The sequence below is a fragment of the Streptomyces sp. NPDC029044 genome (genome assembly GCF_040637495.1).
Lineage (GTDB): Bacteria > Actinomycetota > Actinomycetes > Streptomycetales > Streptomycetaceae > Streptomyces.
Genome location: NZ_JBEZWN010000013.1, coordinates 122,195 through 146,594, shown reverse-complemented (window position 1 = coordinate 146,594; position 24,400 = coordinate 122,195). Strand labels below are relative to the sequence as shown.

25 protein-coding genes are annotated in these 24,400 nt (G+C 69.8%); 12 read left to right on the top strand and 13 right to left on the bottom strand.

The genetic code is table 11. From position 1 onward, the window contains the following. On the bottom strand, positions 1–872 hold an 872-nt coding region (locus AB0E85_RS14650), incomplete at its 3' end, for a phosphoribosyltransferase domain-containing protein (protein WP_361926185.1). Positions 873–903: 31 nt separating this feature from the next. Beyond that, positions 904–2,070: an HpcH/HpaI aldolase/citrate lyase family protein gene (locus tag AB0E85_RS14645; protein WP_361926182.1), complete on the bottom strand. Its 1,167-nt coding sequence runs from the start codon at positions 2,068–2,070 to the stop codon at positions 904–906. Positions 2,071–2,297: 227 nt separating this feature from the next. Between AB0E85_RS14645 and AB0E85_RS14640 the strand changes: the two genes are divergently transcribed. Further along, a complete protein-coding gene (locus AB0E85_RS14640; RefSeq protein WP_361926179.1) occupies positions 2,298–3,209 on the top strand; it encodes a TerD family protein in 912 nt (303 codons plus the stop codon). A 37-nt stretch (positions 3,210–3,246) separates the two neighbouring features. On the opposite strand, the gene AB0E85_RS14635 is transcribed toward AB0E85_RS14640, so the two are convergent. From AB0E85_RS14635 to AB0E85_RS14610, 6 genes are all read right to left on the bottom strand, one after another. Then, entirely contained in the window at positions 3,247–3,984 is a 738-nt protein-coding gene (locus tag AB0E85_RS14635; RefSeq protein ID WP_184845863.1) for a Tellurium resistance, read from the bottom strand. 128 nt (positions 3,985–4,112) lie between these two features. Continuing rightward, positions 4,113–5,258, bottom strand: coding sequence for a DUF475 domain-containing protein (locus AB0E85_RS14630; RefSeq protein ID WP_361926176.1), 1,146 nt, complete (start codon positions 5,256–5,258; stop codon positions 4,113–4,115). Between the two features lie 125 nt (positions 5,259–5,383). Beyond that, a complete protein-coding gene (locus AB0E85_RS14625) occupies positions 5,384–5,959 on the bottom strand; it encodes a TerD family protein (protein ID WP_361926173.1) in 576 nt (191 codons plus the stop codon). A 139-nt stretch (positions 5,960–6,098) separates the two neighbouring features. Next, positions 6,099–6,674 carry a TerD family protein gene (locus AB0E85_RS14620; protein ID WP_184845869.1) on the bottom strand — a complete coding sequence of 192 codons (576 nt, stop codon included), beginning with the start codon at positions 6,672–6,674 and terminating at the stop codon, positions 6,099–6,101. A gap of 146 nt (positions 6,675–6,820) precedes the next feature. Further along, entirely contained in the window at positions 6,821–7,279 is a 459-nt protein-coding gene (locus tag AB0E85_RS14615; protein WP_102908925.1) for a peroxiredoxin, read from the bottom strand. 109 nt (positions 7,280–7,388) lie between these two features. Further along, entirely contained in the window at positions 7,389–7,826 is a 438-nt protein-coding gene (locus AB0E85_RS14610) for a DUF3052 domain-containing protein (protein WP_062926619.1), read from the bottom strand. A gap of 418 nt (positions 7,827–8,244) precedes the next feature. On the opposite strand from AB0E85_RS14610, the gene aceE reads away from it, so the two are divergent. After that, positions 8,245–10,992 carry a pyruvate dehydrogenase (acetyl-transferring), homodimeric type gene (gene aceE / locus AB0E85_RS14605; RefSeq protein WP_361926168.1) on the top strand — a complete coding sequence of 916 codons (2,748 nt, stop codon included), beginning with the start codon at positions 8,245–8,247 and terminating at the stop codon, positions 10,990–10,992. Positions 10,993–11,061: 69 nt separating this feature from the next. Next, positions 11,062–11,811, top strand: a complete 750-nt coding sequence (locus AB0E85_RS14600; RefSeq protein ID WP_361926165.1) for a potassium channel family protein — start codon at positions 11,062–11,064, stop codon at positions 11,809–11,811. Positions 11,812–11,862: 51 nt separating this feature from the next. Here the strand turns inward: AB0E85_RS14600 and AB0E85_RS14595 are convergent, their stop codons facing one another. Both AB0E85_RS14595 and AB0E85_RS14590 read right to left on the bottom strand, forming a co-directional pair. Next, positions 11,863–12,171: a small hydrophobic protein gene (locus AB0E85_RS14595; protein ID WP_361926162.1), complete on the bottom strand. Its 309-nt coding sequence runs from the start codon at positions 12,169–12,171 to the stop codon at positions 11,863–11,865. 235 nt (positions 12,172–12,406) lie between these two features. Next, positions 12,407–14,026 (bottom strand): MFS transporter, encoded by a 1,620-nt coding sequence (locus AB0E85_RS14590; RefSeq protein WP_361926160.1) that lies wholly within the window; start codon positions 14,024–14,026, stop codon positions 12,407–12,409. 115 nt (positions 14,027–14,141) lie between these two features. On the opposite strand from AB0E85_RS14590, the gene AB0E85_RS14585 reads away from it, so the two are divergent. From AB0E85_RS14585 to AB0E85_RS14575, 3 genes are all read left to right on the top strand, one after another. Then, on the top strand, positions 14,142–14,774 hold the full coding sequence (locus tag AB0E85_RS14585; RefSeq protein ID WP_361926157.1) for a TetR family transcriptional regulator: 633 nt from the start codon (positions 14,142–14,144) through the stop codon (positions 14,772–14,774). A 73-nt stretch (positions 14,775–14,847) separates the two neighbouring features. After that, on the top strand, positions 14,848–16,056 hold the full coding sequence (locus tag AB0E85_RS14580; protein WP_361926154.1) for an alpha/beta hydrolase: 1,209 nt from the start codon (positions 14,848–14,850) through the stop codon (positions 16,054–16,056). Positions 16,057–16,122: 66 nt separating this feature from the next. Continuing rightward, positions 16,123–16,974, top strand: a complete 852-nt coding sequence (locus AB0E85_RS14575; protein WP_361926197.1) for a DUF4429 domain-containing protein — start codon at positions 16,123–16,125, stop codon at positions 16,972–16,974. A gap of 79 nt (positions 16,975–17,053) precedes the next feature. Here the strand turns inward: AB0E85_RS14575 and AB0E85_RS14570 are convergent, their stop codons facing one another. Then, positions 17,054–18,070 (bottom strand): aldo/keto reductase, encoded by a 1,017-nt coding sequence (locus tag AB0E85_RS14570; protein ID WP_361926151.1) that lies wholly within the window; start codon positions 18,068–18,070, stop codon positions 17,054–17,056. After that, positions 18,067–18,534, bottom strand: a complete 468-nt coding sequence (locus tag AB0E85_RS14565; RefSeq protein WP_361926149.1) for a MerR family transcriptional regulator — start codon at positions 18,532–18,534, stop codon at positions 18,067–18,069. Before AB0E85_RS14565 ends, AB0E85_RS14570 begins: the two co-directional genes overlap by 4 nt. A gap of 98 nt (positions 18,535–18,632) precedes the next feature. Here AB0E85_RS14565 and AB0E85_RS14560 point away from each other — a divergent pair, with 98 nt between their 5' ends. Both AB0E85_RS14560 and AB0E85_RS14555 read left to right on the top strand, forming a co-directional pair. Next, positions 18,633–19,103, top strand: coding sequence for a GNAT family N-acetyltransferase (locus tag AB0E85_RS14560; protein ID WP_361926146.1), 471 nt, complete (start codon positions 18,633–18,635; stop codon positions 19,101–19,103). Positions 19,104–19,121: 18 nt separating this feature from the next. Further along, the gene (locus AB0E85_RS14555; protein ID WP_361926143.1) at positions 19,122–19,937 is read left to right on the top strand and encodes a serine hydrolase domain-containing protein; all 816 of its coding nucleotides are present in this window, start codon (positions 19,122–19,124) and stop codon (positions 19,935–19,937) included. Between the two features lie 161 nt (positions 19,938–20,098). Here the strand turns inward: AB0E85_RS14555 and AB0E85_RS14550 are convergent, their stop codons facing one another. Beyond that, entirely contained in the window at positions 20,099–20,758 is a 660-nt protein-coding gene (locus AB0E85_RS14550; protein ID WP_361926140.1) for a pirin family protein, read from the bottom strand. Positions 20,759–20,817: 59 nt separating this feature from the next. Here AB0E85_RS14550 and fasR point away from each other — a divergent pair, with 59 nt between their 5' ends. The 4 genes from fasR (at position 20,818) to AB0E85_RS14530 (ending at position 24,393) form a co-directional block, all read left to right on the top strand. Further along, a complete protein-coding gene (gene fasR, locus AB0E85_RS14545; protein ID WP_361926138.1) occupies positions 20,818–22,023 on the top strand; it encodes a fatty acid biosynthesis transcriptional regulator FasR in 1,206 nt (401 codons plus the stop codon). Between the two features lie 89 nt (positions 22,024–22,112). After that, positions 22,113–23,045, top strand: coding sequence for an ACP S-malonyltransferase (locus tag AB0E85_RS14540; RefSeq protein WP_361926135.1), 933 nt, complete (start codon positions 22,113–22,115; stop codon positions 23,043–23,045). 16 nt (positions 23,046–23,061) lie between these two features. Beyond that, positions 23,062–24,063, top strand: a complete 1,002-nt coding sequence (locus tag AB0E85_RS14535) for a ketoacyl-ACP synthase III (RefSeq protein ID WP_361926132.1) — start codon at positions 23,062–23,064, stop codon at positions 24,061–24,063. An 81-nt stretch (positions 24,064–24,144) separates the two neighbouring features. After that, positions 24,145–24,393, top strand: coding sequence for an acyl carrier protein (locus AB0E85_RS14530; protein WP_003989952.1), 249 nt, complete (start codon positions 24,145–24,147; stop codon positions 24,391–24,393). Positions 24,394–24,400: the final 7 nt, after the last annotated feature.

Below are 24,400 nucleotides of genomic sequence, written 5' to 3'. Positions count from 1 at the left end.
CGCGCGGTTCCCCGCGCCCCTGAAAAGGGCGTGTCGGCAACGCCCTCAGGGGGCGCGGGGAACCGCGCGACCGGCCACGACGGCGCCGCGGACGACCGATCACCTGACGCGGCACTCTCGGCCTCGTACCGCGCCACCAGCTCCTGACCCTTCTCCAGCACCCCCTCCGGCAGCCGTACGGTCCCGGAGGCCGCCGTCACCAGGTCGACCCGCGCACCGATCTCCCCGGCGAATTCCGCGAGGCGCCCCGCGTCGGCCGACGACCGCATGTCCACCAGCGCCACCACGACGTACCTCCGCCGCGGATACCGCTCATGAAGGTCACGGATCGTGTTCAGCACCGTGTTCCCCGTGGAGAACTCGTCGTCGACCAGGACCAGTGGCCCGTCGCCGGTGAGCAGCGCGGGGTCCTCCGGCAGCAGCAGGTGCGAGGTCGCGTGGGAGTGGGACTCCTCGAAGCCGCCGGCCCGGGCGACGCCGGCGACCGGGCGGCGGGTGGAGTGCAGGTAGGGCGCGAGGCCCAGCCCGTCGGCGACGGAGTGGCCGAGGCCGGTCGCGGTCTCGGCGTAGCCGAGGACGACGGCCCTGCGGGCCTCGTCGTCGCCCAGCAGGTCCCGCACCCGGCGGCCGAGCTCCACTCCGTAGCCGTACACCACGGACGGCGACTGCGGCACGTGCTTGCCCAGGACGTTCGACACCAGCAGGTGGGCCCGCTTGGGGTTGCGGCGCAGCGCCAGCCCCAGCAGGCCGGACAGCCGGCCGTCACCGGCGAGCTCGACGCCGAGCCGCTCGGCGACCCAGCTGCCGGACCAGACGCCGTCCGCGTCCTCGCGCACCTCACGGTGCTCCCCCTCGTTCACTGCCTTCTCCATGAACCCTTCGTGTCCTCGAAAAGCCGTGCGGTCAGGCCGGCAGTCCCGCCGCCAGCAGTTCCACGAAGCCGATGTCCTGGTTCGCCACGCCGAAAACCTCGGCCCGCAGCAGGGTCCGCTCGGCCCAGGCCCGGTGCGGCTTCACCTCGTTCATCTTGTTCGTGTACGCCGATCTCAGCACACCCCCGCCGCCGCGCTCGGGGCGCAGGATGTCCTGGGCGTCCGTGAACTCCTCGTGGCTGACGACCGACAGGGCGTGCACGGGCAGCACGTGCGAGGGGTGGATGCAGGTCTTGCCCAGCAGTCCGTTGGCGTGGTCCAGGGAGATCTCCCTCAGCAGACCGTCCATGGCGTGCTCAATCAGCTTCTCGCGCAGCTCCGCAGCCTGCACCTCCAGGAAGGGGCTCTGTCGCAGCAAGGGCTTGAACATGCGCTCCTGGACCCGGAAGTACTCCCACACCGGCCCGGTGACGGTGAAGCCGGTCCCGTCGGCGCGGCCCAGCATGTTCACCACGTCGGCGATCACGGAGGCGACGATCTGCACGTCGTAGGCCGTCATGTCGGGGCCCCGGCGCAGCCCGTAGGAGGAGCAGAAGTCCGTCACGCCGAGGCGCAGGGCGAGGACGCGGTCGCGGTACTTGTCGATGGCCCGGGAGATGCCCTCCAGGGTCTCCACGCGCGACTCCCGGTAGAGCAGCTCCGGGGACTCCAGCACGGGCATGGCGAAAAGGCGACGGCCGCTTTCGGCCTCGGCGGTGGCCAGGGCTTCCAGGAAGGGGATGCCGCGTTCCTCGGTGAACTTGGGCAGGACGAACCCGGACAGCAGCCGGACGGCGGGGCCGAGGCGTCGTACCAGGTCGGGGATCTGCTCGGGGACCCGGACCCGGATGAACAGCAGCGGCGGGTCGGCGTCCGGCAGGTCGGCGAGGGCGGTGATCTGACGGACGAGGTTCTCCTCGCCGGGGCCGACGTCCGCGTCGTCGATCGAGTCCTCCAGGCACAGCACCATCGAGACCACGCCGCGCGCGCCCTGCTTGAGGACGTCGTCGGCCAGGCGCGGCCGGGTGGCGGGGCTGTACAGCGTGGCGCCCAGTGCGGCGGCGAGCAGCCGGGCCGGGGAGTCCGCGGTGAAGGCGCACGGCTCGCGGAAGAAGAGACGCTTCCGTACCTCAGGGGCGATGTGCCCGAAATGACGCATGGAACTCCCCCGTGGTGGTGATGCGACCTGCGAATCGATGAAAGGTGGCCGGTAATAGTACGTAGATGTCCATGTCACAGGTTCCCATGAGGCATGAATTTCAGGTAACGCGGGCAAACACAGCCAGGCCCGGCCATGACGACGGTAGTCCGCGAAGGCCGTCGGCGCCGCTCGTGACCGCGGCCCCCGCGTTGTCGTGAGCAGGACCGAGAGGGCAGGATGACCGCATGACGCACGCCATGCTGAAGGGGTCGAACGTCCCGCTGGAAGCCACCACGGTGCGCGCCGTGCTGCGCTGGACACCGGGGCAGGGGGTTCCGGACGTCGACGCCTCCGCGCTGCTCCTCGGCCCCGACGGTCGTGTGCGCTCCGACGAGGACTTCGTCTTCTACAACCAGCCCCGGCACCCGGCCGGAAAGGTGTGGCGGCTCGGCAAGAAGCGGGTCGCCGAGGGCCTGACCGACACGATCCAGACAGATCTCACCGGTGTCGAGTCCGGGGTCAGCCGGATTCTGCTGGTCGCATCGGCGGACGGCGTGACGTTCGACCGCGTGCGGGAGCTGCGCATCCTGCTGTACGACGCGGCGGACACCGGCACCGAGGCGCTGGCGTCCTTCGACGTCACGCCGGAGACGGGCGAGGAGACCGCGCTGATCTGCGGTGAGCTGTACCGGCGCGGGGAGGGCTGGAAGTTCCGGGCGCTGGGCGAGGGCTATTCGAACGGGCTGAAGGGGCTCGCGACCGACTTCGGCATCTCGGTGGACGAGTCGGAGGCGGCGGCCGAGGAGGCGACCACGACGGTCCCCGCGCCCCCCACCACGAACACGGCCGCGCAGCCGACGACGGCGGGCACCTCCCCGCAGTCCCCCGAGGTCTCCGTGCCGCTGCCCCCGGAGCAGCCGACCGCGGTGCCCGGACAGCCCGGCTACGGCTACCCGCCGCAGCAGCCGCCGGCGACACAGCCGGCCTACGGCTACCCGCAGACCACCGGCCGGCCCGCGTACGGCTACCCCCAGGCGCCGGCGGCGGCGGGCGCCGCGGGGGCGCAGACCGGCTACGGCTACCCGCCGCCGGTGACCGCGGTCCCCGACCCGGACTTCCGGCTGCCCCCGCAGGGCCCGCAGTTCGTCGGGCGCTGAGCAGAGCTGTGGGGCGGGGCCCGTCACGGCTGCGCGGTCAGCGGTCGACCTTGGTCTTGTAGCCCCGCCCCCACTGAAGCCCCCAGCCGTACAGCCGGTCGAGCTCGGCCTGGAAGCCGTAGACGAACTTCGCCTCGCGGCGGACGATGATCTCGTTCTTCACCTTCTCGATCATGACGACGGCGCAGGAGCGGGCCTGCGGCTGGCGTTCGTCGAGGTGGATCTCGATGCGGGGGCCGTTGCTCGGGTAGAGGGTGACGATGGCGTGCGCGCGGTCGAAGGCGGGCGTCTGGTCGTAGATGTAGACGAAGACCAGCAGCCGCTTGATGTTGTCGCGGTGGTCGAGGTTGATGTACATCGTCTCGCCGGACGCGGAGCCGAACCGGTCGTCGCCGCTGAGCTTGACGTACGGCGCGGCGTTGGTGTCCCCGAAGTAGCCGCCGAGGGGCTGGACGACGCCCTTGCTGCCGTCCTGGAGTTCGTAGAGGCAGCCGAGGTCGAGGTCGACGTTGACCATGCTCTGGCTGTGGCCGACCACCTCGGGGGGCTTGAGGGCCCGGAAGGGGTGGCGCAGCAGGCTCTCGCGCTGGGAGCCGCCGAAGTCGGAGGTGCGCATCCGCCAGCTGAGGTTGACGCGCAGATGACCGGTGGCCGCGCCCTGTTTGGTCAGTGATATCTGCGCGCGCCGCTTGGTCAGCTCGATCGCGTTGGTCGACGCGTCGCCCGAGTCGAACTGCGCCTCGCGCCCACGCCGAAGTCCGTCGAACAGGCCCATTCCGCCCCCACGTTCACTCGGAGACCGCAGGTCATCACCGTGCCCACGGCCCATGACGACCGACGGGGCGGCCGCCGAGGAGTCCTCGGTGGCCGCCCCGCACAGAGCGTTCCTCACCCGGAGGGGTGTCACACCCCGGACGAGACCTCGTTCTTCGATTCCGAGCCGGCGGACCCCTCGGCCGCCGCGATGGCGCGGTTGCGGCGCACGGAGGACCAGAAGGAGGCGCCGATCAGGATGACGCCGATGGAGCCGGTGATGAACTCGTTGATCTCGTACTGGATGGTGACGAGCAGGACCATGGCGAGGGCGCCGATGGCGTAGTGGGCGCCGTGCTCCAGGTAGACGTAGTCGTCGAGGGTGCCCTCGCGGACCAGGTAGACGGTCAGCGACCGGACGTACATGGCGCCGATGCCGAGGCCGAGGGCCATCAGGACGATGTCGTTGGTGATGGCGAAGGCGCCGATCACACCGTCGAAGGAGAAGGACGCGTCCAGGACCTCCAGGTAGAGGAACATGAAGAACGCGGCCTTGCCGGCCAGCTTGACCGCCGACTTGGGCTTGCCCTCGCGGGCGGCCTTCTCCTCGGCCTCGTGCTCGCGCTCCTCCTCCTCTTCGAGCTTGTCCTCGAAGTAGCCGGAGAGGCCTCCGACGATCATGTACGTGATCAGACCGGCGACACCGGAGAGCAGGACGGTCTCCGCCTTGTCGGCGTGGGTGCCGCCGTGCTGGTGGGCGTTGGCGCCGAAGGTGATCGAGGAGATCAGCAGGACGATCAGAGCGATGCAGACCGACAGCATGTCGACCTTGCCGAGCTTGGCCAGCGGGCGCTCCAGCCAGCCGAGCCACTTGATGTCCCGGTCCTCGAAGATGAAGTCCAGGAAGATCATCAGCAGGAACATGCCACCGAAGGCGGCGATCGACGGGTGCGCGTCGGTGACGTACTGCTGGTACTGGTCCTTGTCCGTCAGTGCGAGGTCGACGGCCTCGATCGGGCCCAGCTGGGCGCTGAGCGCGACGATCACGACGGGGAAGACCAGACGCATGCCGAAGACGGCGATCAGGATGCCGATGGTGAGGAAGATCTTCTGCCAGAAGGCATTCATCTTCTTCAGGATCCCGGCGTTGACCACCGCATTGTCGAAGGACAGCGAGATCTCGAGGACGGACAGGATCGCTACGACACCGAACGCGGTCCACCCTCCGTAGAAGACCGCTGCGACCAGGCCGAGCGCGGTGACCGCGAACGACCACCCGAAGGTTTTCAGAACCACTGGCTACCCAATCGTGTGTGTACGGGGCTCCCCCGCGCCGTACCCGGCTTTGCGAAACTTTGAAGCCGAAGTCTAGTCGTCCCCCCTCAGCACCCCAGTGGGCCCCGGTTTTTGCTCATAACGCGTTATGAGACGTTGACCCCGAAGTCCAGTGCGATGCCCCGCAGCCCCGACGCGTACCCCTGCCCCACGGCCCTGAACTTCCATTCGCCCTGATAGCGATAGAGCTCGCCGAAGATCATCGCGGTTTCCGTGGAGGCGTCCTCGCTGAGGTCGTAGCGGGCGAGCTCCTGGCCGTCGGCCTGGTTGACGACGCGGATGAAGGCATTGCTGACCTGGCCGAAGGTCTGGCCGCGTTCGTCGGCCATGTGGATCGAGACGGGGAACACGATCTTGTCGCACCCTGGCGGCACCTTGGGCAGGTCGATCAGGAGCGACTCGTCGTCGCCGTCGCCCTCGCCCGTGAGGTTGTCGCCGGTGTGCTCGACCGAGCCGTCCGGGCTCTTGAGCTGGTTGTAGAAGACGAACCACTCGTCCCCGAGCACGCGCCCGCTGCTGCACATCAGGGCGCTGGCGTCGAGGTCGAAGGGCGCTCCGGTGGTGGAGCGCGCGTCCCAGCCGAGCCCGACCAGCACCTGAGTGAGGTCGGGTGCGGCCTTGGACAGGGAGACATTGCCTCCCTTGGCGAGCGTGACGCCCATGATGCTGTCCCTCCCCTTGGGGCCACAGGCCCGGTGGTGTCACTGAGGTGGTCCTGCACGTCCGGCGCCGCACGTAAACCGTGCGGCGCCGGACAAGAAGACCTCCGGGCCCTGTCGCCAGGGCCCGTGCGGTGGTGGTTCAGACGTTCACGCCGAAGTCCTGCGCGATGCCGCGCAGGCCCGAGGCGTAGCCCTGGCCGATGGCGCGGAACTTCCAGTCCGCGCCGTGCCGGTAGAGCTCACCGAAGACCATGGCGGTCTCGGTGGAGGCGTCCTCGCTCAGGTCGTACCGGGCGATCTCGGTGCCGCCCGCCTGGTTCACGACGCGGATGAACGCGTTGCGCACCTGGCCGAAGGACTGCTGGCGGGTCTCGGCGTCGTAGATCGAGACCGGGAAGACGATCTTTTCCACGTCGGCCGGGACGGTGGCGAGGTTGACCTTGATCTGCTCGTCGTCACCCTCGCCCTCACCGGTGAGGTTGTCACCGGTGTGCTCCACGGAGCCGTCCGGGGTCTTGAGGTTGTTGAAGAAGATGAAGTGCTGGTCGTTGCCGACCTTGCCGGAGTTGTTCAGCAGCAGCGCGCTGGCGTCCAGGTCGAAGTCCGTGCCGGTCGTGGTGCGGATGTCCCACCCCAGACCGATGATGACCGCGGTCAGGCCCGGCGCCTCCTTGCTCAGCGATACGTTGCCGCCCTTGCTGAGGCTGACTCCCACGAGTCCTCCATTGGTGTCCAGGGGCGGGATGCCCCGTTGTGCTCGGATGTCGGATCAACGAGTCGATCCTAGTGACGGGTTCCCGCCCCACCCAGGCCCTGAAGCCGGGAATTCAGCGGGTGTCGGGCGCATGACGCCCGACCGGGTCACAGGGAGTCGAGCGCCTTCACGTAGTCGTTCAGGTCGCGGGCGTCCGGCAGGCCGTTGACGACGGTCCACCGCACGACGCCCTCCTTGTCGATGACGAAGGTGCCGCGCACGGCGCAGCCCTTGTCCTCGTCGAAGACGCCGTAGGCCCGCGAGACGTTGCCGTGCGGCCAGAAGTCGGACAGCAGCGGGTACTCCAGGCCCTCCTGCTCGGCGAAGACGCGCAGGGTGTGGATGGAGTCGTTGGAGACGGCGAGCAGCTCGGTGTCGCGGTCGGAGAACTGCGGCAGGTTGTCGCGCAGCTCGCACAGCTCGCCGGTGCACACGCCGGTGAAGGCGAAGGGGTAGAAGAGCAGCACCACGTTCTTGCGGCCCCGGAAGTCGGACAGCTTCACGGCCCTGCCGTGGTTGTCCTTGAGCTCGAAGTCAGGGGCCTTCTCGCCCGCCTGGATCGCCATCGCTGTGGGTGTCCCTTCGTGCGGCTTTTCGGGTGGGACCACCCTACGCAGGCACCGGCACAGGCCGATGGGCGGGCCGACGACGCCGGCCCGCCCGCCGTACGTACGACTACCGCTTGGACTTGGCGGCCTTGGGCGTGGCCAGCCGGCTGCCGCTCCAGTCCTTGCCGACGCTGACGCTCTTGGACGCCGTCAGACCCGCCGTGGTGGCGGCTTCCGAGATGTCGCTCGGCTCCACGTACCCCGAACGGCCGGTCTTCGGCGTCAGGAGCAGGATCGCGCCGCCCTCTTCGATGTACGTGGTGGCATCCACCAGCGCATCCGTAAGGTCGCCGTCGTCGTCACGGAACCACAGCACAACGGCATCGGCCACGTCGTCGTAGTCCTCGTCCACCAGGTCGGCCTCGATGATGCCCTCGATGGCCTTGCGGAGCTCCTGGTCCACGTCGTCGTCGTAGCCGATCTCCTGGACCACCTGCCCGGGCTGGAACCCCAGCCTGGCGGCAGGGTTCGTCCGCTCCTCCGCGTGGTCCGCGGTCGCGCTCACGGGTTGCCTCCTGATCATGTTTTGGGAATAACTCAGCCACGCGCGTGCGCGAAGCATTGGCCGTAGTCCACACGGGCGGGGCGGATCGCGCAAGTACCCGGCCGTTCAGACCGCCGAAACGGTGACGATCCTGGCGGTGTCACCGCAACTCCAGGCACACCATCATGGCCCGAGGTGACGCACACCACACCTTTCTGCCCCGTTTGGGCGTTTGGGAATCGTCTGTGGGTACGAGACTCGAAGGTATTCGCCCCATACGTCACGGAGTCGATCTCACGTCTGGGTTACCGCTCGGTAGAGATGACGTTTCCCGGCCCTGAGGTGGACCATGGACAGCGGCGCGCCCCCCAGCGACGACGCCCCGGCGACGACAGCGAAACAGCGGCCCTCGCGGGCCCTCTGACAGGTAAGGAACAGCGTGGCTTCCGCATCCGATCGCAACCCGATCATCATTGGCGGCCTTCCGAGTCAGGTTCCTGACTTCGATCCCGAAGAGACTCAGGAGTGGCTCGACTCCCTCGACGCCGCCGTCGACGAGCGCGGCCGCGAGCGGGCGCGCTACCTGATGCTGCGGCTGATCGAGCGGGCCCGTGAGAAGCGCGTGGCCGTGCCGGAGATGCGCAGCACGGACTACGTCAACACCATCCCCACCAAGAGTGAGCCGTTCTTCCCGGGCAACGAGGACATCGAGCGCAAGGTCCTCAACGCCACCCGCTGGAACGCGGCGGTGATGGTCTCCCGGGCCCAGCGCCCGGGCATCGGCGTCGGCGGCCACATCGCCACGTTCGCGTCCTCCGCGTCCCTCTACGACGTCGGCTTCAACCACTTCTTCCGCGGCAAGGACGACGGCCTCGGCGGTGACCAGGTCTTCTTCCAGGGACACGCCTCGCCGGGCATCTACGCCCGCGCGTTCCTGCTGGACCGGCTGAACGAGGAGAACCTGGACGGCTTCCGCCAGGAGAAGTCGAAGGCGCCGCACGGGCTGTCGTCGTACCCGCACCCGCGGCTCATGCCGGACTTCTGGGAGTTCCCGACGGTGTCGATGGGCCTCGGCCCGATCGGTGCGATCTACCAGGCGCGGATGAACCGCTACATGCACGCGCGCGGGATCGCCGACACCTCCAAGTCGCAGGTGTGGGCGTTCCTCGGCGACGGCGAGATGGACGAGCCGGAGTCGCTGGGCCAGCTCACCCTCGCCGCCCGCGAGGGCCTGGACAACCTGACCTTCGTCGTCAACTGCAACCTCCAGCGCCTCGACGGCCCGGTGCGCGGCAACGGCAAGGTCATCCAGGAGCTGGAGTCGGTCTTCCGCGGCGCCGGCTGGAACGTGATCAAGCTGGTCTGGGACCGCAGCTGGGACCCGCTGCTCGCCCAGGACCGCGACGGTGTGCTGGTCAACAAGATGAACACCACGCCGGACGGGCAGTTCCAGACGTACGCCACGGAGACCGGCGCGTACATCCGCGACCACTTCTTCGGTGACGACCACCGGCTGCGGGCGATGGTCGAGGGCATGACCGACGACCAGATCCTGCACCTGGGCCGCGGCGGTCACGACCACAAGAAGATCTTCGCGGCGTACAAGGCTGCCGTGGAGCACAAGGGCCAGCCGACGGTGATCCTCGCCAAGACGATCAAGGGCTGGACGCTGGGCCCGAACTTCGAGGGCCGCAACGCCACGCACCAGATGAAGAAGCTGACGGTCGACGACCTCAAGCGCTTCCGCGACCGTCTGCACCTGCCGATCCCGGACAAGGAGCTGGAGTCCGGCGTGCCGCCGTACTACCACCCGGGCCGGGACTCGGAGGAGATCCAGTACATGCACGACCGCCGCAAGGGCCTCGGCGGTTACGTGCCCACGCGCGTGGTCCGCTCCAAGCCGCTGGCGCTGCCCGAGGACAAGACGTACGCGACCGTGAAGAAGGGCTCGGGTCAGCAGTCCATCGCGACGACCATGACCTTCGTCCGACTCCTCAAGGACCTCATGCGGGACAAGGAGATCGGCAAGCGGTTCGTGCTGATCGCACCCGACGAGTACCGCACGTTCGGCATGGACTCGTTCTTCCCGAGTGCGAAGATCTACAACCCGCTCGGTCAGCAGTACGAGTCGGTCGACCGCGACCTGCTGCTCGCCTACAAGGAGGCGCCGAACGGCCAGATGCTGCACGACGGCATCTCCGAGGCGGGCTGCACGGCGTCCCTGATCGCCGCCGGCTCGGCCTACGCGACGCACGGCGAGCCGCTCATCCCGGTCTACGTCTTCTACTCGATGTTCGGTTTCCAGCGCACCGGCGACCAGTTCTGGCAGATGTCCGACCAGCTGGCGCGCGGTTTCGTCCTGGGCGCGACCGCCGGCCGTACGACCCTGACCGGTGAGGGCCTCCAGCACGCGGACGGCCACTCGCAGCTGCTGGCCTCGACGAACCCGGGCTGCGTCGCCTACGACCCGGCGTTCGGCTTCGAGATCGCCCACATCGTCAAGGACGGCCTGCGCCGGATGTACGGCGGCTCCGAGGAGCACCCGCACGGCGAGGACGTCTTCTACTACCTGACCGTCTACAACGAGCCCATCCAGCACCCCGCCGAGCCGGAGAACGTTGACGTCGAGGGCATCCTCAAGGGCCTCTACCGGTTCAGCGAGGGCACGGCCGGCTCGATCCCGGCGCAGATCCTGGCGTCCGGTGTCGCGCTGCCCTGGGCCATCGAGGCGCAGAAGATCCTGGCCGAGGACTGGAACGTCAAGGCCGACGTCTGGTCGGCGACCTCCTGGAACGAGCTGCGGCGCGATGCCGTGGCCTGCGAGGAGCACAATCTGCTGCACCCCGAGGAGGAGCAGCGGGTGCCGTACGTGACGCGCAAGCTCGCGGGCGCGGAGGGGCCGGTCGTGGCCGTGTCCGACTGGATGCGGGCGGTTCCGGACCAGATCGCGCGCTGGGTGCCGCAGACGTACCAGTCGCTCGGCGCCGACGGCTTCGGCTTCGCCGACACGCGGGGCGCCGCCCGGCGGTTCTTCCACATCGACGCGCAGTCGATCGTGGTGGGCGTGCTGACCGAGCTGGCGCGTGAGGGCCAGGTCGACCGCTCCGTGCTCAAGCAGGCCATCGACCGCTACCAGCTGCTCGACGTGTCGGCCGCCGACCCGGGAGCCGCGGGCGGCGACGCGTAGGACGTCGAGGACGGTCCCCGCGGGGCGGCACCGGGAGGTGCCGCCCCGCGCGTTTCCTACCATGCTTCCATGACGCTCCCGACGACCGCCTCGACCACTCTGGCCCGTTGGGAGCGGCGCACCCAAGGCCCGCTGCTGGCGCTGGCCGTGCTGTTCGCGATCGCCTACGCCATACCGATCGTGGCCCCGGGGGCTCCGCAGGACCTGCTCACCGCATGCCATGTCACCAACTGGGTGGTGTGGGCCGCATTCGCCGCGGACTATCTGGTCCGCCTGTGGCTGGCCGAGGACCGGCTGCGGTTCGTGCGCGGCAATCCGCTGGCGCTGCTGGCCGTGGTGCTGCCGCTGGCGCAGCCGCTGCGGCTGCTGAAGCTGGTGTCGATGCTCTTCCTCGCCGGGCAGCGGGCGCGGATGGCGTCGCAGGTACGGGTCACCACGTACGTCGCGGGGTCCTGCCTGGGACTGCTCGTCTTCGGTGCGCTGGCCGTGCTGGAGGTGGAACGGGACGAGCCCGGCGCCTCCATCCACACCCTGGGGGACGCGGTCTGGTGGGCGTTCACCACGATGACGACCGTGGGCTACGGCGACATGGCCCCGACCACCGGCCTGGGGCGGATGCTCGCGGTCGGGCTGATGCTGTCCGGGATCGCGCTGCTCGGTGTGGTCACGGCGAACATCGCCGCCTGGTTCATCGCCCGGTTCGACAAGGACGACGTCGAGGAGCGGCGGCAGACCGAGGCGATCCGCGAGCTGACCGACGAGGTACGGGCGCTGCGGGCGGAGTTGGCGGCGCTCAAGGGGACGCCGGCGGAGCGATGAGAGGGCCCCCGGCCGGGCGGCCGGGGGCTCTTCCCACATCCTTCACCCGGGTCAGATCATGCCCATGCCCGGTGTGGCCGCTCCGGACAGCCAGATGACGGCCAGGAGCGTGTCGATGGCGCCCAGGACCAGGGCGACCACGGCCGCGGTGGGGCGTGCGCCCGACCATGCGCGGCCCATGGCGAGCCAGCCGCAGACCATCGCGGCGGGACCGAGGACGATCCCGAGCACGAAGAAGCCTGCAACGGCGCAGATGACTCCGATGAGTCCGAGCGTCGCGCGATCCGTCCCGGCCCGTGACCACGTCCGGCCACGTGAGCGGGGGTGCCTGCGCGTACCGTGTCCGAAGCTCGCCATCATCAACTCCCGTAAACCCTCGATCGGTTGGGGTTCTCTTCGGGTATGACATGGCGGGTACCCCGTCAGTGCGCGTTCATCCCGCTGCCTGCGCGCCACCCCCCTCCGGCAGCGCGCCGCAGCGTCCACCCTCCATGCCCTGCGGAGGACTTGACCCACTGTGACCTGCGGCGCGTGCCGGAGGGGAGAGTTCGGCGGTGGCGTTCACCCGGATAGGCGAACGAGCCGCCGTGGAGCGTCAGATGTGCGCCGCGCCGGCACCGGCCTCCGCGTTCTCACCGCGCTTGGTGAGGAACGCGACGAACACGGCGACGGCCGCCACGCCGGCTGCGGTCAGGGAGGCGAGGCTCATGCCGTCGATGAACGTGGTGTGCGCGACCTCGGTGATCTTCGCTGCGACCTGCTCGGGGGTGCCCTCGGGCACCGGGGCGCTGCCCTGCTGAACGGCCAGCGCCGCCTGCTCGGACTGGGCCGGGGTGAGCGGCGGCAGCCCCGCGTCCGCCCAGTTGCCGGCGAACTCGTTGTCGACCTTGGAGGCCATCACGGCGCCCAGCACGGCCGTACCGAGACTGCCGCCGATCTGCATGGCGGCCTGCTGGAGACCGCCCGCGACACCCGAGAGTTCCATCGGGGCGTTGCCGACGATGACTTCGGTGGCACCCACCATGACCGGTGCGAGGCCCAGCCCCAGCAGGGCGAACCAGACCGACATGACGCCGCTGCCCGTGGTCGCGTCCAGCGTGGACATGCCGTACATGGCGATCGCGGTGAACGCCATGCCGCCGGCCAGCGGGATGCGCGGGCCGAACTTGGTGATCATCACGCCGGCCAGCGGGGAGCCGACGATCATCATGCCGGTGAGGGGCAGCAGGTGCAGACCGGCGTCGATCGGGCTCATGCCGTGCACGTTCTGGAGGTAGAACGTCACGAAGAACAGGCCGCCCATGAAGGCGATGGCCATCAGGACCATGAGGACGACACCCGCCGACAGCGGGACGGAGCGGAACAGTCCCAGCGGGATCAGCGGCTCCTTCACCTTCGTCTCCCAGACGGCGAAGAGCGCGAAGCCGACGACCGAGGCGACGATGAACGCCCAGGTCTGCGGATCGCCCCAGCCCCACTCGGGTGCCTTGATCAGGGCCCAGACGAGGCAGAACATCGCGCCGGACAGCAGGACGATGCCGAGGATGTCGAAGGAGCGCGGGGCGTTCTCGGCGCGGTGGTCGAGCAGGATCAGCACGCCGAGGGCGACGGCCAGGACGCCGACCGGCACGTTGATGAAGAACACCGACTGCCAGTTGACGTGCTCGACGAGCACCCCGCCGAGGATCGGGCCGCCCGCGGTGGACGCGCCGATGACCATGCCCCAGATACCGATGGCCATGTTCAGCTTCTCGGCCGGGAAGGTGGCCCGCAGCAGGCCGAGCGCGGCCGGCATCAGCAGGGCGCCGAAGAGACCCTGGAAGACGCGGAAGACGATGACCGCCGTGATGCCCTGGGACAGCCCGATGGCGGCCGAGGAGGCGGCGAAGCCCGCCACGCCGATGAGGAAGGTCTGCCGGTGACCGAATCGGTCACCGAGCTTGCCGGCGGTGATCAGGGAGACGGCGAGGGCGAGGAAGTAGGCGTTGGTGATCCACTGGAGATCCGACCACGAGGCCCCGAGGTCCTTGCCGATCGCCGGGTTGGCTATGGCCACGATGGTGCCGTCGAGGGCCACCATCATGACCCCCACGGCGACGGTGATGAGGGTGAGCCAGGGGTGCCCTCGCAGCCCCTTGCCCGGCGTCGCGTCCGACGGCGTCGCCGGTACCTTGCCCCCCGGCCCCGTCGTGTCGATGGTGGTCTGACTAGTCATCCTTCGAGGCTAATGACAGCCACTGACAATTGACAAACCAATTCACTAGTCGGTAACTGACACGACATCCCCGTATAGCCTGAACTGGGCAAACACTTCGGACGAGAGGCCGGCCTTGAACCTGCGCGAACGCAAGAAGCGGCGCACCCGGGACGCACTGCTGCGGGCCGCGCTGGAGCTCTTCGCCACGCGCGGGTACGAGGAGACGACCGTCGACGACATCGCCGCCGCCGTGGACGTCTCGCAGCGCACCTTCTTCCGCTACTTCGCCGGCAAGGAGGAGACGGCGTTCTTCGTCCCGCGCCTCGCGGAGACGCTCGTCGTCGAGGCCCTGCGCACCCGCCCGCCGGACGAGGTGCCGCTGGAGGCGCTGCGCCGCGCCGTGCTGGAGAGCTGGGACGCGATCAACGAGGCGGTCCAGGAGCTCGTGCCGATCGAGCTCCACCTGCGCGTCTACCGGGTGATCGAGTCGACGCCCGCGCTGCTCGCCGCCCATCTGCGGCGGTCGGCGGAGCTGGAGGAGCTGCTCGCGGGCATCATCGCCGAGCGCGAGGGTCTCGACGTGGACGCGGACCCCCGGCCGCGGATCGTCGTCGCCCTCTTCGGCGGGGTGATTCGTGTCACCGAGCGGCTGTGGTCGACGGGGGGCGACCTCACCCTGGACGGCATGCGCGAACTCACCACGACATACCTGGACCAGGTGGGTCCCGCACTGGCCGGGAACTGGCGTGCGGAGCAGTCCCCTTAGGGCATACACCGAAACGTGATCCCGGTCACTTGGTTAACGCGAGACCCTCTCGTTCTCCTAGTGTGTCCTTTCAGTGACTTCCTTCGACACCTCCCCGCAATTGAACGTCTGGCGCGCACTGCTCGCTCTGGCCGTCGTCTTCGTGATGCTGGCGACCACCGGCTGGACGGCCCTGCGCAACCAGCGGGGCGCCACACCGCTCCAAGCCTCGCTCGCCGCCTGGGAGCACGGCCGGATCGGCGGGCACCGGTTGCCGGACCCGCAGTCCGAGCCGACGAGGCTGGCGCGCTTCTTCTCGTCGCTCACCGAACAGGACCGTACGACCCTGGTCCGCAAGTACTCGCTCGCGGTGGGCAACATGAACGGCGCACCGGTCGAGCTGCGTTATCGCGCCAACCATCTCGCGCTCGCGAAGGCGCGCAAGGTCGAGCGGGAACGCATGCACGACAAGCGCCTCACCGCGGCCGGACAGCACGAGGCCGGGCGCAGGATGCACCGCTTCGGGGACCTCATGGAGAAGGGCCGGCACATCCTGGCTTTCGATCCGGAGGGCTCGGGCCGGGTCGCGGAGGTCTTCGGCGACCTGCGCGAGGCGGAGCGGGTCTCGGTCGTCGTCCCCGGTGTCGACACCGACCTGCTCACCTTCCAGCGCACGCACCGCAAGTACGCGGCGCCCGTCGGCATGGCCAAGTCCCTGTACGCGGCCGAGCGGCAGGTGAGTCCCTCGACCCGTACGGCCGTCATCGCCTGGGCCGACTACACGGCGCCCAGCGGACTCGGCATCGACTCGGCCACGGCGATGCGCGCCGAGGAGGGTGCCGTACGGCTGAACGCCCTCGTGCGGGCCCTGCCGGGCAAGTCGCCGGTCTCGCTGTTCTGCCACAGCTACGGCTCCGTGGTGTGCGGGGTCGCCGCACACGCGCTGCCGGGCCGGGTGTCCGACATCGCGGTGGCCGGCAGCCCCGGCATGCGTGTCGAGAAGGCGGCCCAGCTGCACACCGGTGCCCGGGTGTGGGCGATGCGGGACTCCGACGACTGGATCCAGGACGTGCCCTACCTGGAGGTCGGCGGGCTGGGCCACGGAGCCGATCCGGTGTCCGCCGGGTTCGGCGCGCGGGTGCTGTCGGCGGCCGGCGCGAAGGGTCACGCGGGCTACTTCGAGCCCGGGACGGCAAGTCTGTTCAATTTCGCAGAGATCGGCGTTGGCGCATACCGCTCGGTGCACTGCGCGCACGAAGACGGCGTCTGCCGTACCGGTTTGTCCGGCACGGCGGCGGCCTGACGCGCGTAGAGGCGAAGAAATTGCGGTCTGCTCGGGAGGGGGACGGAGGAGCGCGTGCCGCATACGATGAGCCGCATGGGTGACGTACTGGCCGGATTTCATGCCGCCTGGGAGTTCGAGTCCGACTCCGTGCTCATCCGCTACGAACGGGGGATTCGAACACCCAAGCTCTTCCAGGCCCTCGGGGAACGCCGTGTGCCCCTGGAGGCGATCTCCGGGGTGACGCTGACCCGCGGGAAGCGCGGCACGGTCGTGCTGCGCGTCGAGCCGCGCCCCGGGGCGGACCCGTTGATGGAGGCGGCCGCCGGGCAGCTGAAGGAGAGTGGCGATCCCTACCGGCTGGTGCTGCCCGCCGAGCGGGAGGTGCTCGCCGAGTACTACGCCGACGAACTGCGCACACTGCTGACCGAGTCCGGCCCTGCGGAGCGGTTCCTCGTGAAGCCGCCGGAGGGGCCGTTGTCCTTCAAGGCGTACGACGGGAAGGCGACCTTCGACGGACGGACCGTGAACTTCCGGTGGTTCTGGACGGGGGCGTCGTCGGCCAAGTGGAAGGCCGGCGACCAGAGCTTCTCGGTCGGGGAGCTGAACGGGGTGGAGTGGCGGTCACCGGAGGTCTTCGAGGGGCATTTGCGGCTTTTGCGCCGCGATGCGGAGGCCTCCGGCGCTCAGGCCGATCAGGATCCCGCTGCGGTGGTGTTCGGGCTCGGGTACGGGCCCGTGCACGAGTCGCTGCCGTTCGCCGCCGCGGTGCTGGCGGCGGTGCGGACGTCGAGTCCGGTGGCCGCGGTGCCCGCGCCGCGGCGGGATCCCGCCGACATCGCCGAGCGGATTCGTCACCTGGGTGAGCTGCATCAGGCCGGGTTGGTGACGGATGAGGAGTTTTCGGTCAAGAAGGCGGAGTTGTTGGCGGAGCTTTAGCGTCTGCCGGGTGCCTGTGGGTGGGCGGGCGCGGGTCGCGTGTGGTTGTTCGCGCAGTTTCCCGCGCCCCCGAAAACCTCTACTCGCGGCCCGCTGACGTGAACGCCATGTCCGCATACCGCGTGCCCGCCACCTGGGCCGCAATGCCGTCCAGCAGGTCCAGTTGCTCGTCGGTCAGGACGATCCCGGTCGCCGCCGTGTTCTCCTCCACCCTGGAGGGCTTGCGGGTGCCGGGGATCGGGACGACCGGGAGGCCGTGGATCGTCGCCTGCTGCTGGGCCCAGGCCAGGGCGATCTGACCGAGGGTCGCGTCATGGGCCTCGGCCACCGAGCGGATCAGCTCCAGCAGGGTCGCGTTCGCCCTGGCGTTGTCGCCCGTGAAGCGGGGCTGCCGGCGGCGGAAGTCACCGGCGCTCAGGTCCTGCTCGGCGTCGGTGAAGGAGCCGGTGAGGAAGCCCCGGCCGAGGGGCGAGTACGCGACGAGGGCCACACCCAGCTCACGGGCCGCGGGGACGACGTGCGTCTCGATGTCCCGGCTGAACAGCGACCACTCCGACTGCACCGCGGCGATGGGGTGGACGGCGTGCGCGGCCCGCAGTTCGTCCGCCGTGACCTCGCTCAGGCCGAGGTGCTTGACCTTGCCCTCGCGCACCAGGTCGGCCATCGTGCCGACGCTCTCCTCGATCGGCACGTTCACATCGCGCCGGTGCATGTAGTAGAGGTCGATGGCGTCGACGTCCAGGCGCTTCAGGCTCGCCTCGACGGCCTCGCGGATGTAGGGCGGGTCGTTGCGGATGACCCGGCGGGTCGGGTCGTCCGGGGGTATCGACAGGGCGAACTTGGTCGCGATGACGACCTCGTCGCGGTGGGCCTTGAAGAACGGCGCCAGGAACCGCTCGTTCTCTCCGGCCCCGTACGCGTCGGCCGTGTCGTAGAGGGTGACGCCCAGTTCGAGGGCCCGCTCCAGGGTGGCGCGGGAGGCGTCCGCGTCCGAAGGGCCGTAGCCGAAGCTCATGCCCATGCAGCCGAGGCCCTGGACACCCACCTGGGGGCCGTTGTCGCCGAGCCTGGCCGTCGTGATCCTGCCGTCCGTCATCGGGACCTCTCCGACGCCAGGGCCTGCCCGGCGTCCGCGTAGAAACTGATCTTCCGGTCGAGCACGGCGAGCGTGCCCCGGAGTTCGTCGATCCTGGCCAGGACGTCCTCACGGGTCGTCTTCAGCAGCTGGAAGCGCTCGCCGTAGGTGTGGTCGCCCTCGCGCACCAGCTCCGCGTACCGGACCATGTCCGCGACCGGCATGCCCGTCAGGCGGAGCTTGCCGACGAGGTCGAGCCAGTCGAGGTCGCGGTTGGTGTAGCGGCGCTGGCCGGTGTGGGACCGGTCGATGTGCGGCATCAGGCCGATGCGCTCGTACCAGCGCAGAGTGTGGGCCGTCAGGCCGGTGAAGGCGACGACCTCGCTGATCGTGTAGTGGTCGTCGCCGTCCGGGCGCCGATTCTGCTGCTGCGTCGGGCCGGCGCAGGTGTCGGTCCTGGTCCCCGTGGTCTCCATCACCGTCATGGCCCCAACGCTAGAACCTTGGAGTGCGCTCCAAGCAAGCGCCGACGGTAAGAAATCGGCAGGACGTTTCTTGATCCGGATGGTTAGCGTACGGACTCATGAGTGTTGTACGTCGCGCCCTGCCCGCCGACGCCGAGGAGGTCCTGCGCCTGCGTCAGGTCATGATCGACGCGGTGTTCGCCTCCGATCCCTCCGTCGCCTGGCACGGGGAGTCACTCCCCGCGCTCAGGGCCCGACTCGGCGAACGGGACGGGGACTTCGTGGCGTTCGTCGTCGACCACCCCGAGCGGCCGGGGGCGCTGGCCTCCCTGGTGGCCGGGACGATCGACTACCGCATCGGCAAACCGGGCGACCCGCACGGCAGGGTGGGCTTCGTGTTCAGCGTCGCCACCGACCCGGGCGCGCGGCGCCGCGGGTACGCGCGCGCCTGCATGAACACGCTCCTGGCCTGGTTCCGCGAGCGCGGTGCCCGGCGCGTGCAGCTCACCGCCTCGCCGGAGGCCGAGCCGCTGTACGTCTCCCTCGGGTTCCGGCCCAAGCCCGACCCCTTGCTGGAACTCACGCTCTGAACGCATAGGCTCGAACGCATGTCGCTGAAGAGCCTCGCCCTGATCGAGAACTGGCCGGTTCCCACCGCTGCGGCGGGTGTCGTAGGAGCGGACGGCACCGTCCTCGGCACCCACGGGCCGGCCGGGCAGCGGTTCCCGCTCGCGTCGGTGACCAAGCCGCTGGCCGCCTACGCGATGCTCGTCGCGTACGAGGAGGGGGCCGTCGAGTTCGACGAACCCGCGGGCCCTCCCGGGTCGACCGTGCGGCACCTGCTCGCGCACACCTCGGGCCTCGCCTTCGACGAGCACAAGGTCACGGCCCCGCCCGGGGAGCGGCGGCTGTACTCCAACGCCGGATTCGAGCAGCTGGGCGACCATGTCGAGAAGGCGACCGACATCCCGTTCGGGGAGTACCTGCGGCAGGCCGTGCTGGAGCCGCTGGGCATGACCTCGACGACCCTGGAGGGCTCCCCCGCCAAGGACGGGGTGTCGACGGTCGAGGACCTGCTGCGGTTCGCCGCCGAGGTGCAGGCCCCTCGGCTGCTGGACCCCCGCACGGTCGCCGAGGCGATGACCGTGCACTACCCGGGCACCAAGGGCGTCCTGCCGGGGTACGGCCACCAGAACCCCAACGACTGGGGGCTCGGCTTCGAGATCCGCGACTCCAAGTCGCCGCACTGGACGGGTTCGTCGTCCTCGCCGCGCACGTTCGGGCATTTCGGGCAGTCGGGAACGTTCCTGTGGATCGACCCGGACGCGGGCGCGGCCTGCGTGGCGCTGACGGACCGGGCGTTCGGCCCCTGGGCGACCGAGGCGTGGCCGGCGTTCACGGACGCGGTACTGGCCGATCTCTAGTGCCGCGTCAGCCAAGGTTTGCCCGTTGAGGAGCGGCGTCCGGTGCGTGCTCTCGGTGTGCCGGCCGGAAGCCCTCGTACTGGACGTACTCGGGCTTTCGGCCGGTGCGGCGAGAGTGCGTGCCGGGCGTCGCGTCGGGGCGAACCTTGGCTGACGCGGCACTAGCCGGCGTTCATCTCCCAGATCAGCAGCTCCGCCCCGGTCACGCCCTCGGCCTCCAGGCCCTTGCCGTCCGTGATCCGGGCCGCGTCCCCGGGGCCCAGAGCCTCGCCGTCCAGGCGGACCTCGCCGCGGACGACGTGCACGTACACGTACGCCCCGTCCGGCACCGCCGTCCGCTCCCCCGGCCCGAGGCGCCGCACGTGCAGCAGCGCGCCGGCCTCCGGGACGGCGTAGGGCGTCGAATCGGCGATGCCGCGGACGACCTCGTAGGACGGGTCGCCGCCGGGCCGCAGCGGGGCCAGCCACATCTGGATGAAGGTCAGGGGTTCCGGGCCGTCGTTGCGCTCCACGTGCCGCACGCCGCCCGCCGAACCGAGCCGCTGCACATCGCCGTGCCGTACGACCGACTCGCGCCCCGTGGAGTCCCGGTGGGTCAGCTCGCCCTCCACCACCCAGGTCACGATCTCGGTGTGGCTGTGCGGGTGTTCGTCGAAGCCCGCCCCGGGCGCCAGCCGCTCCTCGTTGCACGCGAGCACCGCACCGAAACGGAGATTGTCCGGGTCGTAGTGGGACCCGAAGGAGAAGGCGTGCCAGGTCTCGATCCCTGCGGTCGCGTCCCCTCCGGGGTAGCGCTCGCCCGCGCGCCGTACGTCCATCACGAGGTCCACCGTAGACCCCGGCGGCCCACCTTCCCGTCCGGATAAGGCAGTCTTGTCCCGTGCCCGAACCCGAAACCGGTAAGAACGAAGCCGCAGCCCACGACGTCCATCCGCATGCCGCGACGCTGAAGCGGCTGGAGCAGTCGTCGGGGTCGCTCGCCGCGCAGGCCATCGCGCGGATGGACGAGACGCTGCCCTGGTACCGGGCCATGCCCCCGGAGAACCGTTCCTGGATCGGTCTGGTCGCACAGGCGGGCATCGCCGCGTTCACCGAGTGGTTCCGGTACCCGGACGCCCCGCAGGCCATCTCCACCGACGTGTTCGGCACCGCGCCGCGCGAGCTGACCCGGGCGATCACACTGCGCCAGACCGTGGAGATGGTGCGCACCACCATCGAGGTCATGGAGAGCGCGATCGACGAGGTCGCGGCCCCCGGCGACGAGCGGGTACTGCGCGAGGCGCTGCTGGTCTACGCCCGGGAGATCGCCTTCGCGACGGCCCAGGTGTACGCCCAGGCCGCCGAGGCCCGGGGCGCCTGGGACGCCCGTCTGGAGTCCCTGGTCGTGAACGCCGTGCTCAGCGGCGAGGCCGACGAGGGGGCCGTGTCGCGGGCCGCCGCCCTCGGGTGGAACTCGCCGGAGCACGTGTGCGTGGTGCTCGGGACCGCGCCCGACGGGGACAGTGAACTGACCGTCGAGGCCATACGGCGCGCGGCCCGGCACGCCAAACTCCAGGTGCTCACCGGCGTGCTCGGCGACCGGCTGGTCGTCATCGCGGGCGGCAGCGACAACCCGCTGGCCGTCGCCAAGTCGCTCATCGGCCCGTTCGCCGCCGGGCCGGTCGTGGCGGGCCCGGTGGTGCCCGACCTTCAGGCCGCGACCCGGTCCGCGCAGGCCGCCGCGGCCGGGCTGAAGGCGTGCTCCGCCTGGCAGGACGCCCCGCGCCCGGTCCTGGCCGACGACCTGCTCCCGGAGCGGGCGATGGCCGGTGACCCCTCGGCCCGTGAGCAGCTGGTGGAGGAGATCTACAGACCGCTGGAGGAGGCCGGGGCCGCGCTCCTGGAGACCCTCAGCGTCTATCTCGAACAGGCGAGCAGCCTGGAAGGCGCCGCCCGGATGCTGTTCGTGCATCCCAACACCGTCCGCTACCGGCTTCGACGTGTGACTGACGTCACCGGATGGTCACCCTCCGATGTACGCTCTGCCTTCACGCTGCGGATCGCGCTGATCCTGGGGCGTCTGGTCGATGGAGATCTCCAGCCCTAAGGTTTTGTCGGGGCTCGACAAAACCCCTTCGTGTTCTTCGTCCCTGTCCCCACGGGCGGCCGTGCCCGTACCCAAGAGAGAGTGTGAGAGTGCTCGTACTCGTCGCTCCCGGCCAGGGCGCCCAGACGCCCGGCTTCCTGACTGAATGGCTCGACCTCCCCGGTGTCCGCGGTGCCCTGGAGGCATGGTCCGACGCCGCGGGGATCGACCTGATCCGTTACGGCACCGAGGCTGACGCGGAGGAGATCCGCGACACCGCGGTGGCGCAGCCGCTGCTGGTCGCGGCTGGCCTTGCGTCCGCGTCCCTGCTGTTCGAGGACCCGGCCGACCTCCCGCGGAGGGTCGGTGCCCTCGCCGGTCACAGCGTCGGCGAGTTCACCGCCGCCTCGCTCGCCGGGGTGCTCCCGCACGAGGAGGCCCTGCGCCTGGTCCGCACCCGCGGTCTGGCGATGGCCGAGGCCGCCGCCGTCACAGAGACGGGCATGGCCGCACTGCTGGGCGGCGACCCGGAAGTGACAATTCCGCACCTGACGAAGCTGGGCCTGACCCCCGCCAACATCAACGGCGCGGGCCAGATCGTCGCGGCCGGCACCAAGGAGCAGCTCGCCGCGCTGGAGGCGGACAAGCCCGAGGGCGTGCGCAAGGTCGTCGCTCTGAAGGTCGCCGGCGCCTTCCACACGCACCACATGGCCCCCGCGGTCGACACGCTGGCGAAGGCCGCCGAGGCCCTGACGCCCCGCGACCCCGAGCTCCCCTACGTCTCCAACGCCGACGGGCAGGCCGTCGCCGCCGGCACCGAGGTGCTGGAGCGTCTGGTCGGCCAGGTCGCCAACCCCGTCCGCTGGGACCTGTGCATGGAGACCTTCAAGGGCCTCGGCGTCACGGCCATGATCGAGCTGTGCCCGGGCGGCACCCTCACCGGCCTCGCCAAGCGGGCCCTGCCCGGTGTGAAGACGCTGGCCCTGAAGTCCCCCGCCGACCTCGACGCGGCCCGCGAGCTCATCGCCGAGCAGAGTGCCTGAGAAGGAGCCGGAGAGCATGGCGAAGATCAAGCCCAGCAAGGGCGCCCCGTACGCGCGCATCCTCGGCGTCGGCGGTTACCGCCCGACCCGGGTCGTGCCGAACGAGGTGATCCTGGAGACGATCGACTCGTCCGACGAGTGGATCCGCTCGCGCTCCGGCATCGAGACGCGGCACTGGGCCTCCGACGAGGAGACCGTCGCCGCGATGTCGCTGGAGGCGTCCGGCAAGGCCATCGCCGACGCGGGCATCTCCGCCGAGCAGATCGGCGGCGTGATCGTCTCGACCGTCTCGCACTTCAAGCAGACTCCGGCCGTCGCCACCGAGATCGCGGACAAGCTGGGCACCGCCAAGGCCGCCGCGTTCGACATCTCGGCGGGCTGCGCGGGCTTCGGCTACGGCCTGACGCTCGCCAAGGGCATGGTCGTCGAGGGCTCGGCGGAGTACGTCCTGGTGATCGGTGTCGAGCGGCTGAGCGACCTGACCGACCTGGAGGACCGTGCGACGGCCTTCCTGTTCGGTGACGGTGCCGGCGCTGTCGTGGTCGGCCCGGCGCAGGAGCCGGCGATCGGTCCGACCGTGTGGGGCTCGGAGGGCGACAAGTCCGAGACCATCAAGCAGACGGTGCCGTGGACGGACTACCGCGACGGGACGGTCGAGAAGTTCCCCGCGATCACCCAGGAAGGCCAGGCGGTGTTCCGCTGGGCCGTGTTCGAGATGGCGAAGGTCGCCCAGCAGGCGCTGGACGCGGCCGGGATCAGCGTGGACGACCTGGACGTCTTCATCCCGCACCAGGCCAACGTGCGGATCATCGACTCGATGGTGAAGACCCTGAAACTGCCGGAGCACGTCACGGTCGCCCGTGACATCCGCACCACCGGCAACACCTCGGCCGCCTCGATCCCGCTCGCGATGGAGCGGCTCCTGGCGACCGGAGAGGCGAAGAGCGGCGACACCGCGCTCGTCATCGGCTTCGGGGCGGGTCTCGTCTACGCCGCGACTGTCGTTACCCTCCCCTAGGCACTCCGTGCCGGATCATGCGATCCGGCACGGGCGGAATCACCTGCCACACCGTCTGAATATCTACGAAGGAGCGCCGACATGGCCGCCACTCAGGAAGAGATCGTCGCCGGTCTCGCCGAGATCGTGAACGAGATCGCCGGCATCCCGGTTGAGGACGTCCAGCTGGACAAGTCCTTCACCGACGACCTGGACGTCGACTCGCTGTCCATGGTCGAGGTCGTCGTCGCCGCTGAAGAGCGTTTCGACGTCAAGATCCCCGACGAGGACGTCAAGAACCTCAAGACCGTCGGTGACGCGACCGACTACATCCTCAAGCACCAGGGCTGATCAGCCG